This is a genomic window from Litoribacterium kuwaitense (assembly GCF_011058155.1).
Taxonomy (GTDB): domain Bacteria; phylum Bacillota; class Bacilli; order Bacillales; family DSM-28697; genus Litoribacterium; species Litoribacterium kuwaitense.
In genome coordinates this window covers 1-16141 of the sequence record NZ_JAALFC010000021.1, presented here as the reverse complement: position 1 = coordinate 16141, position 16141 = coordinate 1, and the positions used below count along the sequence as shown (strand labels likewise).

Here is a 16141-nt window from a genome sequence, read left to right as displayed (position 1 = left end):
TTTCCGAGCTCATGCTTTTATCTGTTTGTTACATCTTCTTTTCGAACCTGTTTTTCTCATATGATTCGTCAAAGATCTAACTGGATTGAACGAACTAATTTTTACATCCACTTACTTCCCCATATCATTATAGGCATCACAGAATTTTGGGCATGATCGTTTGAAATGGTCTGCTCCTCACACGACATACACGTTAAAGTTTCTATGAAGTTATATTACTGTAACGATGTTCATGCGCATTATAGACACAAAGAAGCGTTTTAGATGCATTTTCTCAAATCGCTTTATGAGCTATGTTTAATAACGAGAGGATTACAGATTGGAGGCAAGGTCATGGAAAAAGGTGATCTATACCCAGTATTTGCAGCAAAAGAATGCTACGCTGGCTCAATCGTTAACATTCCTGGCTGTATTTATGGACCTAGACATCAAAGCGAATTACAGATTCTCCTCCTTCACTCGGGGTCAATGTTAACCACCATTGGTCACAAACAGATTGACCTAAAACCAGGCCAGATGATGTTGCTTCTTCCTGACCAACAAGTGCATATCGCATTCTCCTCACAGGAAGAAACATGGCATCGGTGGATTACTGTATTTGAATACGACATTGACGTTAAGATTTTAGAGATGATGCATCAATTGCCACAACACCGGCTGATTTCAGAGCAAATGAACCGATTGCTTGATGCGCTTGTAGGAATTCAAAGACAAAATATCCCAGGTAGTAGTGCTGTACTGAATACCCTCGCTCTTTCCGTATTCCAACAATACGCCATTGAGTGTAAAAATGATGTAAAAGAGCTGACTGTTCATCCCGCAGTTACCTTAGTTCAAACACTGATTCAAGAACGCTATCATGAGGAATTAACGTTATCTCTGCTAGCTTCTAAAGGATGTATTTCTGTAAGTTATTTAGTCAGATTATTCCGCCAAAATACAAGGATGACCCCCATGCAATATATTTGGAAATATCGTATGGAGCGCGGCGTTGAACTTTTACGGACGACTGGATTAACCGTCAAAGAAATTGCTGACCGTTGCGGCTTTAAATCCCCTTATCATTTTTCACGCATCGTAAAAACCAATAAAGGGCTTACCCCTACTGACATTCAGAAAGGAAAGTTGAAATGACAAATTCATATAAGGAAAATTTTAATCGTGAAGGTTATGTAGTCATTAAAAGCTTATTATCCGAGCATGAAGTACACATTCTTAAAGATGAGGCTGTAAAAGTGCTGAATGATAAGCAAGTCAACAATGAAGGCGTCTATCTTGGGATGGCTGTAGCAAGTCCTGCATTTAAAAAATTTGCAGCAAACCCGAAGCTCGTAACTGCCTTGAAAGAGATTATTGGAAACGACGTTGTTTTTCTCAGTGTTAAAATTGTGTTTAAAAATGCAGGTACCGACTTTGGGTCTCCTTGGCACCAGGATTACCCATATTGGGAAGGGAGCCATAAATATTCCGTTTGGGTCGCCTTGGATGATGCGCGATTAGACAATGGGTGTTTACGAGTTGTACCAGGCTCACACTTACTTGGTGATATACGCCACAACGGTGATGCTTCTGACGGGCTAGGTTTTGGCAATCGGCTTAACGAAGAAGAGATAGATCCAACCAAAGTGATTGATCTACCTGTTGCCAAAGGTGATGCCATCATTTTTCACGATTTATTACTTCATGCTTCCCGACCGAACCAATCTGGTAAAGATCGCTGGGCACTCATTTCCACTTATAAGGATGGAACACAAGAAGACCCTCCCTACAACTGGGCTAAAGCCGCTTTTCCAATCTCTTCTTCTGAGTAGTAGACTAGCTTAGCCGGCCGAGCTCGTTTACGATGAAAGCTGATGAAAAGATGAGTCAATGTCTTTTGATCAGCTTTACTAACTTCTAGGCTCTGCTAAAATGAAATATCTCTTTGAATATTCAAGCGCTGTAATCTTCAAAAGTGATGACCACGCAACTGCTTACACCGTTTTTCTCGGAATAAACGTTGTTGTCATTTCATGGTGCGTGTAATTGTAGGAATCGATCGATTGCAGAAAAAGCTGTCTGCCCATCGCTTCTAAAGGGATTTCGATCGTTGTAATCTCCATGACTTGGGCGATAGGCTGGTTATCAAATCCAATGATCGCCAGTTGATCAGGAATGGCGATGTTTTCTTTTTTACAACAGGTCACAATCCCTGCTGCAATTTGATCACCAGTCACTAAGAGCGCAGTCGGGGGATCGGATAACTTCCTTAAATCGTGCACGATCTGTACACCATCTTCAAAATATAACCTATGGGCCAAGATATAGCTTTGCCGTACAGGCAAATTGTGAAGTCGATGAAAATCAAGATAGGCTTTTTCCCTTTGACGACTATTTGTTCCAGTCTTTCTCCATACACAATACCCAATTCTCTGGTGACCTTTTTCATAGAGATACTGTAACGCCATCATAAAGCTTTGATAATGATTGACAAAGGTGGAGGAAACCTTTGGCTTTTTAATGTCCTCACAAACAACAATCATGCCATATGAAGTATATTCTTCGATTGATTCCCACTCTAAGCAACGCGAACAAATAATAAGTGCATCAACCTGTTTATTTTTCAGCATATTTAAAGCTTCTATCTCTCGATCTGCCTCATAGTTGGTATGGAATAAAATGAGCTTATATTGATGTTTCAATGCCTCGTTTGCAATGCCCTTAACCAATTGCGCAAAATATGGATGATCTAAAAATGGCAAAACGACGCCAATTAAAAAAGTCTTACCGGTACTTAAATGAACAGCATTCATATTTTTTTGATAGTTATACTTTTGCATCACCTTGAGCACAGCTTCTCTTTTTTCCTGGCTGACATAAGGGTGATGATTCAACACTCGGGAAACCGTTGCTGCGGAAACACCTGCCAAACTGGCAATATCTCTAATATTAGGCATCATCATCTTCCTTTTTCGTTCACTTTCATCTATGTATTCTCTCTGACAAGTTAAAATCCCCCTGAACGAAAAAATCGACCGTTGTCTCACGATTTGTAAACATTTGATCCATCGCTTTTGTTAGAGATAAGAGATAAAAGAGTGTAGACAAGCGGCACAACCCACTTTGTCTACACTGCTAGAAGCTATTTTGATCTAGCTTCCTCTCGCCAGCTTTTTAACCCTAATAACTTTTCTCCTAATTCATTTAATTGAGCACGAGGGTATTTGAGTTGCTCCCATTTCCGTGGATCACCAGGGAAAGCGTCTCCTTGCGGAGGAATACGGTCGCGCCAAGATTTGATCCTCTCTGCCTTGAGAGACTCGTTCTCTTCCTGCGCAGGGTACATTGAAATGTACTGGGCTATTCTTGGTTTATCGGAGAAATTAGGCCGTATTCCATGAGGCTGCATCGAATGAAAAATGAGCAGATCGCCTTCCTTTTGAATGACTTTCGTCGGCTCATATCCAGTTGTATCAGGGTGATAAGGATCACGGTCAGCTGGTTGACTTTTTACCCAGTTAGGAAAATCTCGGAACAATTCAGGAATACACTGAAACCCCCCCATTTCCTCAGTCGTGTCGACTAAGGACAAAACACCTTGAACGTTTTGCGGGAGTGGGCTTTTACTCGTATCTATATCCCAATGGATAAATCCTTGTGGCTGATGATCACCCTTCCTCGGCATATTTAAATTACAGCGGTCGATACTCGTCCAAAGCTCCTCAGTGCCCCAAATGTCAACGAAAGCGTCATAAACTTTTGGATACATTCGGTTATCCCACAAATATTGGTGATTGTACATTTCCACCATTCCAGTTCCCTGTAGCTCTTCCATTTTCATCTCTGCACGCGGCGGCGCATACCAAGTTGATGGGTCATGCGGATCTTTTTCATCAAATTCCCAAATCAGCTTTTTTAAGCGCGCAATATGTTCTTTCGGAACAGCATTTCGGACAATGACGTAGCCATTCTCCTGCCAGAATGTCCAATCTTCTTCACTTAAAACGCGTAAAGGCTTGTCGTTTGACCGTTTGTTCAAGGACTGCCTGATGACTAATGCATCGTGATTCCCTTTGTTCCCTGCATTTCTCATTTCACCAGCTCCCTTTCTCCATTTAGCTTACTTTAAATGAAAATACTTCCAACACCTCGCTTAAATCATATTTTATGAAACGCGTTTCAGGTCAACAGTTTTTTGCTATTTAAAAGCTGTAAGCAGAAAACTGGTGGCATCTTTCATCTTTTTCGAAAAATCAGAGCAGAGTTAAGCTTTCTCAAAAAAAAGCGTAGAGAAAGTGGTGAATCACTTTCTTTACGCTCTAAAGACACTTGCAATACCATACAACACCTCAGCCACGAGCCCGTCTCATCGTAAATGTAAAAACATCCGTACGAAAGTAGTCCATAGAATACATTAAAGGTTCATTGAGAATGTCATAATGCAACTGTTTTAACATTAAAACGGTTGTTTCTGGATAGACTAATAGTTTTTGACAATTTCTATCTGTATGCAAGGGCACATTTAACTCTACATCCGTACGTGAAATATAAATTCCCCGTTGCTCTTCAAAATATTGAAACAAAGAACCGAGTTCTTCTTGCTGAATAAACTCTTCTCCAACAAATTGCTCTGGAATAATGTTTATCGAAACAACAACAGGAACATCTTCAGCCATCCGCGTTCGTTTATTTACAATGACGGGCGTACCCTCAGACAAGCACAATTTATCCGCCCATTCTTGATTGCATGGTTCGAGACTGATCGATTCACGTTTCTCTCCTTCCTTCAGTCCTGCCGATTGAATCATGTCCGTAATACTTTGCAAGGTTTCAATATTATTCTCAATGTTTGGTAAAGGGTTGACGACGAACGTTCCAGCACCGTGCTTAACAAACAGCTTTCCTTCTCGCTCAAGCACTTTAACAGCGGAACGAAAAGTCTCTCTTGAAACGCCAAAATTGCTCGCCATTTCAATCTCTGAAGGAAGCTTTTCACCTTTTTTAAAAATGCCATCTTTAATATATTGATCTAATTGTTCACTGATTCTTAGATAACTCGGCTTCATCTCTCTTCACTCTTTCGTTATTCAATGACATCTCTCTTAATATAGTAATTTAACACGTATAACTAAAGCAAAAACCGAATCTCGTAGCTAAATAACGACACTCGGCGTTTATTAATCTTTAACTAAAGGACGTTGCTCGACTCAAAAGGCTCTTCTTTATTTTACTATGATGTCAAATTGTCTTTTTTCTTTTGTTTGTGCCTTCATGACATCAGGCATATTCGTTTCAGCCATATCTATTCCCCACTCTTGCATCTCTACCCATTTCTCAGGTTGATCATTATGACCTCCACAAACGACGAACCCTGCTTCATGGAGCTGACGAATTTGTTCGATCGTATGAAATAACCAAGGTGTATTATAAAAATCGACTTTCATTTGCTGCGCAACACGAATAGGATCATATAACTCAGCAAATAGAATGATACCCGCAAAGATCCGATTGTCTAATTCCTTTATTTTCTTAATCGAGTTATGATTAAAAGACATTGCTTGAACTTGATCCATTGTATTTGTATCGTAGATGACGTCTAAAATCCGCTGCTCTAGATTGTCATATCTTTCTTCAATTTGCTTAATTTCAATACTGACACCGGTTCGCCCCTTTGACCACGATAATACTTCGTGAAGAGTTGGAATACGTTGACCGGCAAATTCTTCGCCAAACCATCGCCCAACATCTAATTGCTTTAATTCTTCCACGGTAAAGTCTTTAATTCGTCCTTTGCCGTCCGAGGTTCTTTCCAAATTCGCATCATGCATAATGACAGGGATATTATCCTTCGTTAAATGGACATCAAGTTCAATATAGTCTGCCCCTAGCTCAACTGCTTTTTGAAAAGACAGCATCGTATTTTCTGGATAGTAGTGTGAAGCTCCTCGATGCGCTCCAACAAGGGGTGACTGCTTAGCTTGAAAAATCTCTCTCATCTATTATTCTCCTCACGTAACATAGTAACTAACTCATCATGAATGACACCATTGGTGGCTAAAATGTGACCTTTTTTCATATCAAACGTTTCGCCTACTACATTAGACAAGCGCCCTCCAGCTTCAGAGACAAGCAGCGAACCAGCCGCTAAATCCCATGGGTATAGATTCCTTTGCCAAAATCCGTCAACTCTTCCACTAGCGACATACGCTAAATCCAAGCTCGCTGATCCAGAGATTTTTATATTTCTACACTTCGCATAGATTTTTTTCAACTCATATTGCAAAGGGCTATCCGTTGTCCAATCTTTTGAAGCATATCCAGTATTCACAAGACTTTCTTTCATTGTTCGTCTTGATACAGAAAGCTTCTTGCCATTCAAATATGCACCTTTACCTTGCGCCGCAGAGAAAAGCTCACCTTGCTGAGGTCCATAAACTACGCCGGCGATTGGTTCACCGTTTTTTACAATACCAATAGATACAGCAAAATGCGGAATGTCGTGAATAAAGTTCACTGTCCCATCAATTGGATCAATAATCCAACTATAGTCGTCTGCATCCATCAGAGAAAATCGTTCAACACTGGACTGACTTTCTTCAGAGATGATCTGATGCGTTGGGAAATTTTCCCTAATCGCTGCAATAATCTTTTTTTCGGTTAATACGTCGATCGCTGTGACAACATCTAAGTGATTCTTTTTGTATTCAACCTTATTGTAATTTTTCTTATTTTCGACAACCCACTGCCCTGCCTCGACAGCAATGTCTTCTGCACGTCTTAATAGTTGTTCAATCATAGGTTACCCCTTCTTATTCAATAATGAGCGGCGTTGAACCGCTCAAACAAATTAATGCTATTTTGCTTATTTCTGCTGCCATTGGCTCTCTTTCATATTTGAATAAATATAAACGATTGCCGAAATTGAGCTAATCAAAAATATAATGACAGATAGTGCCGCTGCACGCTCGTAAGCCATATACCCGTTAAATTGATCGAATAGCGCGATCCCGAGCATCTTCGGAGCATTCCCGCCAACAAGATAAGGCGTTGTAAAGGAAGCAACATTGCTCATAAACACAAAGGTGGCTGCCAGTAGGGCATCTTTGTATGTCAAAGGTAAAATAACATTCCGAAAAATCGTCAACTTTTTTGCACCAACATCCCTCGCACTTTCGATTAATGCATCTTTCACACCCGATAATGCTGCTGTAATAATCAGCGTAACGAACGGAATATTAAACCATAAATTGATAAGAATAATCCCTTTATGATTGTAAATGAACCCTGGCTTGAGATCAAAACCGATTAGTTGACTCAGCCGATTGATGACACCTGCATCATTAATAACTAACATCACTGCATAAACAGCAACCATCGCAGGGACTAAGTATGGAACAAAAATGAGTTTAAAAGCTAACTTGCTAATTTTCGTTTGGCTAAATCTTAAATACATCGAAAATGGATAAGCGATGAGTAACGTGAAAATGACAGTCGCTACTGCAATGTATATCGTATAAACAATATTTTCTAACTGAATCGGATCGGTAAAGAAATAGGAATAATTGTCAAATGTAAACGATCCATTTTCCGAATGACTAAAACTGCGAATGACCGCGTTGATGATTGGATATATCACAAAAAGAATGACAACAACGATGGATGGAAGAATGAGAAGATAAGGCCTCCATTTCTTTAACATAACATCTACCTTTCCCTATATCGATTACTCCAATGTTGCGATTTCTTTATCCCACTTTTCCACTAATTCCATACCAAGAGAGCCTAATCTTGATGTTCTGAACGTATCGATATTAAATCCAGCAAGCATGTCAGCATTTTTAGAATCAATACTTGATGGATCTACAACCGGGAAAGCACCCATTTCGTCCAATAAAATTGTTTGCGCTTCTTGCGAAAGCATGAAGTCTAATACCGCATAGACACCATCACTTTCTGTACCGATTGTTGGCAAAGCCAGAGACGCTAAGTTCCCTGTGAATGCTGGCTCAATTTGCACCATTTCAATAGAATCAGGTAGAATCCCGGTATTTTTTTGGTTAACGATCTGATCTACCCATGCTGGTGTCATATCAATAGATTTTGATGCAAGGAGGTCAAGCGTCCCCTGGTTTTTGTTGGGATACACCGTTTTTCCACCTGACTGGTACATGTGTGGATGTAACTCTGATAACGTCTTGAAGCCAGCTTGCCATTCTTCTATCCATTTTTGATCCGAAGATGTCAGTGCTTCCTCTGGCAAATTGTTATATACAGTTGTCGTGACAAAGGAACCGCCTGCGCCACCTGTTCCCGGGGTATTGTAAGCGAATCGACCAGGATTTTCTTTAATCCATGCCATAAGTTCATCCGTTGTTTTCGGTGGATTAGGAACTGTTTCTGAGTTATACGCTAACACAACAGTTGTTCCGCGGTAGGGAACCATGACATCCTGACCATAAAAAGAGTCGACTTCAAGATTTTCATAGTTTGATATTTTCCCAGGGTCAATGGCTCTAAAAAAGTCGTCTCCTCCTTCGTCAAGAAATGCATCAAGAGCTTGGTCAGATACTTCAATAATATCGAAGTTTGTTTCTGTTTCTCCTGCTTTACTCGCTGCTAATACACGATCCTGCAAGCTTTGAGCGCCCGATCCTGAAGAAATAAACTCAACATCCATTACATATTTCTCTCCATACGAACTTTCATTAAATTCATCTCTTAGTAATTCGTAAGTATTTTTCATGTTGTTAGATCCCATTGACCAAACGGTGATCACTTCTTTTTCATTAGAGCCATTGCTAGCGTCAGAGGCACAGCCAGCCAAAATGCTTCCGGATAATAATACAGATAAAGCGACCGCAAATGGTTTTTTCATCATTATGCTCCTTTAGTAAATGTTTTGTATTGCTCAACATCAAACGAAACATCCATACCTTCTGTGAAATTCATGTCATGAGATCGTGGGACATATGCTTTGATCATTTGATGTCCAATGTCAATTTTAATGTTGACGAAATGCCCAAGAACCATCAAACTTTCAATCCTCCCTTTGTATTGACCGGATTGATCTTTATGTTGCATAATCACACTTTCTGGCCTAAATGCCAATTCTTCGCCACCTTGAACAATAAAGTTCATTTCACCAATAAACGATGCAACATACTTTGAGACTGGGTGATCGTAAATATCTGTTGGTGTTCCGATTTGTGCTATATGCCCTTTATCCATGACGACAATTCGGTGAGACAGAGACATCGCTTCTTCTTGATCATGCGTTACAAAAACGACGGTGATGTTCATGTCAGATTGAATTCTTTTTAATTCCTCGCGCATTTGCATCCGAATCTTTGCATCAAGCGCTGAAAAAGGTTCATCAAGCAGTAATACTTCCGGTTCTAAAAGCAAGGCTCTCGCGATTGCAACCCTCTGCTGCTGACCACCTGATAGCTGGCTCGGATATTTCTTCTCATAACCTTCTATTCTGATCATTTTCATGATGTTTGTAATTTCTTCTTTAATCTGCGCCTTTGGTTTCTTGCGCAACTTGAGGCCAAAAGCTAAGTTCTCATACACTGTCATATGCGGCCACAAATTATAGCTTTGGAAAACCATAGCCGTCTGCCGTTGTTCAGGAGGTAAATGAAGGATATTTTCTTTACCAATCATCACCTGTCCCTGATTGACATCATTAAATCCGCCGATAATTCGTAAAAGGGTTGTTTTTCCACACCCTGACGGACCAAGTAAGGTGAGAATTTCGCCTTCATGAATATCGAGATGGATGTTTTCTATTCCATCTCCATTGGGGTATTTTTTGTGACGTCACGAATTTGGACTTTTGGTATTGCATACGCCATTGAATTGCTCCTTTCTATTTCTTCATTCCTCCAGTGATCGAATTAGGATCGATGAAACGTCTAAAAAATGAAATAATGATCAATGTCGGAACAAGTAAAATCAAAGCAAATACTGAGCCCGCTGTTGCTGGATATTCCAAAATAATGCCATACATCTCTGTCGCCATCGTATTGATTTCAGGAAAACCGACAAGAAGCGTTCCTTCTGATTCCTGAAGCGATCCTAAAAAAGTAAAAATTGCAGCAACTGCTATACCTGGCATCGCTAAAGGCAAAGTGATTTTCATAAAGGTTTGAAATGGTCTTGCTCCGACGTCCCTTGCAGCCTCTTCTTGTTGGACATGAATGTTTCGGAAAGCCCCCATTGGTAACCACACCATAAACATCAGTGTATTAATCATATGGACGATGACAACACCAGCAAACGTACCCATCAAATCAAACTTGTAAAACAATATCCCCATGGATACATAAAGGCCCATCTTTGGAAACGCGTTTGTAAGAAGATAAGAAAACATAACGACTTTTTTACCCGTAAACTGATATCTCGATAGAGCATAAGCTGCTGGAATACAAACCAACAACGACAGCACAGTTGTCACTATAGCGATAATAAAAGAATTGACGATCGATGTGAGGAGTGATTCTTTAGATAATACGAATTCCCACCATTGAAAACCAAACTTTTGTGGAATCACTGCTGGCGCTTGATATACATCTGCAAATGCCAACATGAACGTATTGAGAAGCGGCGCGTAAAAAAACAATAAAAACATAGTAAATAAGATGAACTCTAAAAATTTCCTTCTTCCTACCGCAAAATAAAAACGCTTTGGGTTTAGATATCTCATTTGTCTTCTCCCATTTTTATCACTGTTATCATGTACTCCATTCACTCTCAGAAGCTTAGACTACATTAGATCACCTCTTATATGTACAGACATCTATAAAGGAGACATTTAGATGTTTTCGTTGATCACCTCTTAATAAAATCTATAAAACCCAGCAATGATCTCCTTTTATGTTAATTACACTTTACCAATAAATCTTGAATAAATAATAAAGGCGAAGTAAATTTCTCGTTAATGTCTAGACATCTTTATCGAAACACAGTGAAGTATTTAAAAACCCACTCACAACAACATTTATCTCATAAGAAACATAGATAACATGCAAAAAATAAACTGCCGCATTTACAAACGGTTTACAAAACGACCAAAAAGGCATAACATAGAAATCTTGGAAAGCATGAATCTATCCGAAAAATTTGCACGACATCAAACGAGGTGACATCTTTGAAAAAATTTTTATTTACACTATGTGTCTTACCTGCGCTTTTAATCGGCTGTAGTCAGGCTGATGACCGTACCGAAAAAAATACGTCTGTAGAAGAACGTGAACAATCGCCACTTGTCGATGCTGAAGTAACGCGGGTCGTGGATGGAGATACGATCGAAGTGAGTCTTGAAGGAAAAGAAGAGTCGATTCGCTTACTGCTCGTAGACACCCCTGAGACAAAGCATCCGAATTTACCTGTACAGGCGTTTGGTCCAGAAGCCAGTCAATTCGCTACAGACACCTTAGAAGGAGAGGCGGTACAACTAGAATATGATGGTCCAAAAAGAGATAAATACGATCGCCTCCTCGCCTACATCTGGATTGACGGGCAAAACTTTAATCAAATGTTGTTAGACGAAGGACTTGCACGATTCGCGTACGTATATGATCCACCATACACACACCAAGAAGCGTTTATCGGGGCTGAAGAAATGGCACGGGCGACGAAGAAGGGCATTTGGAGCATCGAAGGATATGCAACAGAGGATGGATTTGATATGGAAAAGGTAGAGAGCTCAGAAAAATCACTGGAAAACGAAAAAGAAGAAGAAAACGATCAAAAAGAAGCACAGACTGCCTCTACTCCTACTAAACAAAACCTATCTGACCTGCCCTACGATCCGTTCGGGCCAGACCGTGATTGCAATGATTTCAGCACCCAAGCGGAAGCACAGCGATTTTTCGAAGCGGCTGGCGGACCTGAAGAAGATCCCCATCGATTAGATGGGGACAACAATGGTATTGTTTGTGAGAGCTTGTAACGAACTATGACTTAACTAGACCTCAATACGATAAAAATCCTAAGTAAAGGTGACTTAGCATAGAACTAAGTCACCTCAGCTTGTTGACAACTCTTCTCTTTCATCCGTCGCAGCTTATCTCACTCGTCCTCTTATGAACTCATGTTCTATTCTAGTCCTTGATCGCCTGTTGCGCCTAGGGCTTACCAAGCCAGGCTGAAAATGAACGAAGAGACTGCTTAAGCGACTAAAACGTGTGAATCGTCTTTGTCTTCCCTCAGACAGTAACAGTATGAATGATATATAAATTTTTTGATTAAAACAACGTGTGATGATAACAGGCTGTTGCTTAGCTTAGGATGTTTTCCTCCATAAACGCTTTTAGATCGCTTGACGTGTTTTTCAACTTCTCAATCTCTTGCATAAAATCTTGCAAGAGCATCGCCTCCTCTTGAGACGATTGTGCTATTTCCTGAAAATCGTTCTCGAGCCTGCTTATGGAATTTTTAATTGCATTCAAAGTTTCTTCAATGCTCACGGTTGCAGCTTTGGAATCATTGGATAGCTTTCTTACCTCTTTTGCCACGACTCCAAAACCTGCCCCTGCACTCCCTACTCTCGCTGCTTCAATAGCTGCATTTAAACCTAATAAATTCGTTTGCTCACTAATTCCTTTAATCGTTCCTGTCACATCCGTTACCTTTGTGGAATAAGCCGCAGCCATTTTTGTATTTTCCGACACCTGCTCTGTCGTCGCAGATAGCTCCTCGGAATGCGCTGCAATATCTTGAACTTTGTCTAACAATGAATCAGCAATACTGTCAATAGACCTTACTATATTTGAGTACGTATCTTGTTTTCTTGTACTAACCGCAACATTGACAGCAGCAATGATCTCATCATTTTCTTTTATTGGAAACGATATACTATTAAACGGAACCCCGAATTCTTCTTCACCAACCTTGACGACTGTCGTACCTGTCTCGTTCACCATTTGATAATTTAAATAGCCTTCTGGTAAGGGATCTCCAGGCTGATGACCGAAGTTTAATTCATCGCTCGGAGCATAAAATAAGTATTTTTCATGATCAAATACGGTAATCATTGGTTTTTCTTGTAAAATTTCTTTTATATACGGAATTGACATGATAAATGCGTCGACTTTTTCTTAAAAAATGATACCTCCTTCTTTTCACATATATATATCGACATAAAAAGAAGGTTAATTAAACTTTAAATCAATATTTTATTCGCTTTTCAAATTTAAGTAATTTCACCAATTCCCATTTTAAGTAATATGATAAAAGCAATATGCGGGATGCTTTCAGTTGAATTTCACCCAGCATAGAAGTAAGTATGGACAGCTTAAGAACTGCCCTTTGACAATTGCTAATTAAGGTTAAAAAATGAAATAAGTGTAGACAAAACGAACAACCCGTTTGTCTACACTTAATAAGCTCCTTGCTCTTCAGTTTACGAACTAAAAACCGCTTCTTATGGAGAATGATGTTATTTGCTATTATTTTGTGTTTGTGAAGCCTCCATCAATCCGAATAACTTCTCCATTAATATACTGCGCTTTAGAAGTAAGTAAAAATGTCACGAGCTCTGCTACTTCTTCAGGGGTTCCAAGACGTTTTTGTGGAATGCCACCTGTCGCATTTTCTTTCATTTTAGGGTTTGCTTCATAAAATTCCTTGACCATCTTTGTTTCTGTCGGTCCAGGCGCGACCGCATTTACCCGAAGCCCAGCACTCGCATATTCCGCAACAAGACTTTTTGTCATGCCAACTACGGCATGTTTCGTGGCCGCATAAGTCACAACTGAGTCTTGACCGGTGACCCCTGCACTTGAAGAAGTATTTACAATTGAGCCCCCGCCATTTCTCACCATCACTTCTGCGACATACCGAACTCCGTATAAGGCTCCAAGAAGATTAATGCCTACGATCTTATCGATTTCATCAATCGTTGTCTCCAAAAAGTATTTTCCACTACCTGAAATTCCAGCATTGTTAAAGAAATAATCGATGCCGCCAAACTGTTCAACCGTTTGCTCTACGTACTTTTTTACGTCCTCTTGCTTTGAAACGTCCGCTTGTATAAAAAGCGCTTCCACACCAGCGCTTTTGAGTTGTTCAACCGTTTCATTCCCAGCCTCGGCATCGACATCCACGACTGAAATGTTAACACCTTCTTGAGCTAAACGAAGCGCTGTCGCCATCCCTAATCCGCTTCCTGCTCCTGTAATAATCGCTGTTTTGCTCATATAATTCTCCTTCTACTATATTATTTTACTTTACTATTTGATTTTACCATTCAAAAATTCATAAAAAAATGCAGCAGTATTATCACTTGCTCATATTTTAAAGGATTTTGGCAAAAATGATCACTAGGAGGTATCGCATGTGGATTATATAGAGGCTACATTACGCATTTTTGTGTCATTTTTTGTTTTGTTAATTTTAACAAGACTCATTGGCCGCAAAGAGATCAGTCAGTTAACATTTTTTAATTTTGCTTCTGCAATTGCAATTGGAACGCTGGCTGCTTCTATAACGGTGAACCAATCGATCAGCATCACTTACGGCGTTTATGCTCTTGTCATTTGGGCCTTATTAACGATTGTTATGGGGCTAGTTGATATTAAATCAAAAACGTTACGAACGATGATTGAAGGACAGCCTGTGATTGTGATTAAACAAGGGCAGGTGATGGAAAAAGAGCTTAAAAAGATGAGGTTAGATATTGATGCGTTAAAAGGATTATTGCGAAAGAAAAATATTTTTTCTATTCAAGACGTTGACTACGCAATCCTTGAAACAGATGGGAAGCTGTCAGCGATTAAAAAAGACGGTAAACAAACAGTAACAAAACAGGATATGAATATCCCCTTAAAAACAGCAACAATAGCGACACCGACGCAAGTCATTTCTGACGGGGAAATTGATCATTTGAACTTAGAAAAATTACAACTTCGTGAGGAGTGGATTATTCAACAATTACAACAAGCTGGAGTACAATCTGTTTCAGATGTCTTTTATGCGGAAATAAACAAAGACGGGGCGTTATACATCGATAAAAGAAATGATAGCGTACGTTAAGCCCCTTACTTTATGCAGCCCATACGAAAGCCATTAAAGAAGCATCCCAATGAGTATCCATACACTCATGAGATGCTTACAAATCTGGCGCGATCAGCTTCTACACACCAGAATAAGCTGAAAAGCCGCCATCAATCGGGACGACGATACCGTTGACGAAGCTGGAAGCACGCGAATCAACAAGCCATAACAAAGTCCCAACGAGCTCTTCCGCTTCTCCGAAACGTTCCATCGGTGTTTGCGAAATAATTTTATCCGCCCGTTCTGTGTAATTCCCTTGTTCATCTAACAGAAGATTGCGGTTTTGTTCTGTTAAAAAGAAGCCGGGAGCCATTGCATTGACCCGGATGCCCACTTTAGAAAAGTGAACAGCTAACCATTGGGTAAAATTCGTTACCGCTGCTTTAGCGCCGCTGTATGCTGGTATTTTAGTGAGCGGGGTAAAAGCATTCATCGATGAGATATTGATAATCGTCGCCCCTGAAGTTTGGGGCATATCTTTCGCAAAAACTTGTGTCGGAATTAAAGTACCGGAAAAATTAAGCTGGAATAGCTCATCGACGGCCGCAGATTCTAAATCGAAAAAAGTCTGCGTATCTTGTGTTGCTTTTTCGCCATAATATTCTTGGCTCGTCGTTGCTTTAGGATGATTTCCCCCTGCGCCATTAATTAGAATATCAATGGATCCCCATGTCTCATTGATTTGCTTTTTGACCTCCAATAGCTGCTGCTGGTCAAGCACATCGACGCTATACCCACGTGCGTTACCGCCGTTGTTGTTAATCGTGTTGACGACGCGGTCAATTTTCTCTTGATTTCGTGCTAAAACGGCTACTTTTGCTCCACAACGAGCCAAGGCTTGACTTAATACGGACCCAAGCACACCACTTCCGCCAGTGATGACCGCTACTTTATTTTGCAAGTCAACTTGAAAAGGTAAATCCATACTGCCAAACTCCTCCCATTCTTTATTTATCTGAGTTAATTTCATAAGTCCCTTTTTTAAAAAAGTGTAGAGTAGTCCCTTGGTGTTTTACATGTTTTTTTAAAATATATCGTGCTTTAATTCACGCTGCCTTGGACATTTGTTCCGCTTTCATCTTTTTAATTCGATCTGTGGCCA

At 40.0% G+C, this 16141-nt stretch carries 16 protein-coding genes; 4 read left to right on the top strand and 12 right to left on the bottom strand.

The genetic code is table 11. The features are described from left to right. The first annotated feature begins 333 nt into the window (after nt 1–333). Together G4V62_RS11455 and G4V62_RS11450 are read left to right on the top strand one after the other, a co-directional pair. Nucleotides 334–1134 carry an AraC family transcriptional regulator gene (locus G4V62_RS11455; protein ID WP_165202331.1) on the top strand — a complete coding sequence of 267 codons (801 nt, stop codon included), beginning with the start codon at nt 334–336 and terminating at the stop codon, nt 1132–1134. After that, the gene (locus G4V62_RS11450) at nt 1131–1811 is read left to right on the top strand and encodes a phytanoyl-CoA dioxygenase family protein (RefSeq protein ID WP_165202329.1); all 681 of its coding nucleotides are present in this window, start codon (nt 1131–1133) and stop codon (nt 1809–1811) included. Before G4V62_RS11455 ends, G4V62_RS11450 begins: the two co-directional genes overlap by 4 nt. A 162-nt stretch (nt 1812–1973) precedes the next feature. Here the strand turns inward: G4V62_RS11450 and G4V62_RS11445 are convergent, their stop codons facing one another. The 9 genes from G4V62_RS11445 to G4V62_RS11405 all read right to left on the bottom strand — a co-directional run bounded on the left by G4V62_RS11445 (nt 1974) and on the right by G4V62_RS11405 (nt 10687). After that, entirely contained in the window at nt 1974–2936 is a 963-nt protein-coding gene (locus tag G4V62_RS11445; RefSeq protein ID WP_165202327.1) for a LacI family DNA-binding transcriptional regulator, read from the bottom strand. A 185-nt stretch (nt 2937–3121) separates the two neighbouring features. Next, entirely contained in the window at nt 3122–4072 is a 951-nt protein-coding gene (locus G4V62_RS11440) for a phytanoyl-CoA dioxygenase family protein (protein ID WP_165202325.1), read from the bottom strand. A 256-nt stretch (nt 4073–4328) separates the two neighbouring features. Further along, the gene (locus tag G4V62_RS11435; RefSeq protein ID WP_165202323.1) at nt 4329–5045 is read right to left on the bottom strand and encodes a GntR family transcriptional regulator; all 717 of its coding nucleotides are present in this window, start codon (nt 5043–5045) and stop codon (nt 4329–4331) included. Nucleotides 5046–5201: 156 nt separating this feature from the next. After that, complete coding sequence (locus tag G4V62_RS11430) at nt 5202–5975, bottom strand: glycerophosphodiester phosphodiesterase (RefSeq protein ID WP_165202321.1); 774 nt, start codon at nt 5973–5975, stop codon at nt 5202–5204. Then, nucleotides 5972–6775 carry an inositol monophosphatase family protein gene (locus G4V62_RS11425; protein ID WP_165202319.1) on the bottom strand — a complete coding sequence of 268 codons (804 nt, stop codon included), beginning with the start codon at nt 6773–6775 and terminating at the stop codon, nt 5972–5974. Before G4V62_RS11425 ends, G4V62_RS11430 begins: the two co-directional genes overlap by 4 nt. Nucleotides 6776–6841: 66 nt before the next feature. Then, nucleotides 6842–7678, bottom strand: coding sequence for an ABC transporter permease (locus tag G4V62_RS11420; RefSeq protein WP_165202317.1), 837 nt, complete (start codon nt 7676–7678; stop codon nt 6842–6844). A 24-nt stretch (nt 7679–7702) separates the two neighbouring features. Continuing rightward, nucleotides 7703–8854, bottom strand: a complete 1152-nt coding sequence (locus tag G4V62_RS11415; RefSeq protein WP_165202315.1) for an extracellular solute-binding protein — start codon at nt 8852–8854, stop codon at nt 7703–7705. 2 nt (nt 8855–8856) lie between these two features. Then, nucleotides 8857–9762, bottom strand: coding sequence for an ABC transporter ATP-binding protein (locus tag G4V62_RS11410; RefSeq protein ID WP_376768309.1), 906 nt, complete (start codon nt 9760–9762; stop codon nt 8857–8859). Nucleotides 9763–9850: 88 nt separating this feature from the next. Then, on the bottom strand, nt 9851–10687 hold the full coding sequence (locus G4V62_RS11405) for an ABC transporter permease (protein ID WP_165202313.1): 837 nt from the start codon (nt 10685–10687) through the stop codon (nt 9851–9853). Between the two features lie 435 nt (nt 10688–11122). Here G4V62_RS11405 and G4V62_RS11400 point away from each other — a divergent pair, with 435 nt between their 5' ends. Next, nucleotides 11123–11935 (top strand): thermonuclease family protein, encoded by an 813-nt coding sequence (locus G4V62_RS11400; protein WP_446685521.1) that lies wholly within the window; start codon nt 11123–11125, stop codon nt 11933–11935. A gap of 328 nt (nt 11936–12263) precedes the next feature. On the opposite strand, the gene G4V62_RS11395 is transcribed toward G4V62_RS11400, so the two are convergent. After that, nucleotides 12264–13061 (bottom strand): methyl-accepting chemotaxis protein, encoded by a 798-nt coding sequence (locus tag G4V62_RS11395; RefSeq protein ID WP_165202311.1) that lies wholly within the window; start codon nt 13059–13061, stop codon nt 12264–12266. 372 nt (nt 13062–13433) lie between these two features. Then, entirely contained in the window at nt 13434–14183 is a 750-nt protein-coding gene (locus tag G4V62_RS11390; protein ID WP_165202309.1) for an SDR family NAD(P)-dependent oxidoreductase, read from the bottom strand. Nucleotides 14184–14322: 139 nt separating this feature from the next. Between G4V62_RS11390 and G4V62_RS11385 the strand changes: the two genes are divergently transcribed. Next, the gene (locus G4V62_RS11385; RefSeq protein WP_165202307.1) at nt 14323–15018 is read left to right on the top strand and encodes a YetF domain-containing protein; all 696 of its coding nucleotides are present in this window, start codon (nt 14323–14325) and stop codon (nt 15016–15018) included. Nucleotides 15019–15118: 100 nt separating this feature from the next. Here the strand turns inward: G4V62_RS11385 and G4V62_RS11380 are convergent, their stop codons facing one another. Further along, complete coding sequence (locus G4V62_RS11380; RefSeq protein WP_165202305.1) at nt 15119–15964, bottom strand: SDR family oxidoreductase; 846 nt, start codon at nt 15962–15964, stop codon at nt 15119–15121. Nucleotides 15965–16141: the final 177 nt, after the last annotated feature.

Coding starts and splice junctions, on each gene's coding strand:
- G4V62_RS11455 (WP_165202331.1), top strand. CDS start 334: ATGGAAAAAGGTGATCTATACCCAGTATTTGCAGCAAAAGAATGCTAC.
- G4V62_RS11450 (WP_165202329.1), top strand. CDS start 1,131: ATGACAAATTCATATAAGGAAAATTTTAATCGTGAAGGTTATGTAGTC.
- G4V62_RS11445 (WP_165202327.1), bottom strand. CDS start 2,936: ATGCCTAATATTAGAGATATTGCCAGTTTGGCAGGTGTTTCCGCAGCA.
- G4V62_RS11440 (WP_165202325.1), bottom strand. CDS start 4,072: ATGAGAAATGCAGGGAACAAAGGGAATCACGATGCATTAGTCATCAGG.
- G4V62_RS11435 (WP_165202323.1), bottom strand. CDS start 5,045: ATGAAGCCGAGTTATCTAAGAATCAGTGAACAATTAGATCAATATATT.
- G4V62_RS11430 (WP_165202321.1), bottom strand. CDS start 5,975: ATGAGAGAGATTTTTCAAGCTAAGCAGTCACCCCTTGTTGGAGCGCAT.
- G4V62_RS11425 (WP_165202319.1), bottom strand. CDS start 6,775: ATGATTGAACAACTATTAAGACGTGCAGAAGACATTGCTGTCGAGGCA.
- G4V62_RS11420 (WP_165202317.1), bottom strand. CDS start 7,678: ATGTTAAAGAAATGGAGGCCTTATCTTCTCATTCTTCCATCCATCGTT.
- G4V62_RS11415 (WP_165202315.1), bottom strand. CDS start 8,854: ATGAAAAAACCATTTGCGGTCGCTTTATCTGTATTATTATCCGGAAGC.
- G4V62_RS11405 (WP_165202313.1), bottom strand. CDS start 10,687: ATGAGATATCTAAACCCAAAGCGTTTTTATTTTGCGGTAGGAAGAAGG.
- G4V62_RS11395 (WP_165202311.1), bottom strand. CDS start 13,061: ATGTCAATTCCGTATATAAAAGAAATTTTACAAGAAAAACCAATGATT.
- G4V62_RS11390 (WP_165202309.1), bottom strand. CDS start 14,183: ATGAGCAAAACAGCGATTATTACAGGAGCAGGAAGCGGATTAGGGATG.
- G4V62_RS11380 (WP_165202305.1), bottom strand. CDS start 15,964: ATGGATTTACCTTTTCAAGTTGACTTGCAAAATAAAGTAGCGGTCATC.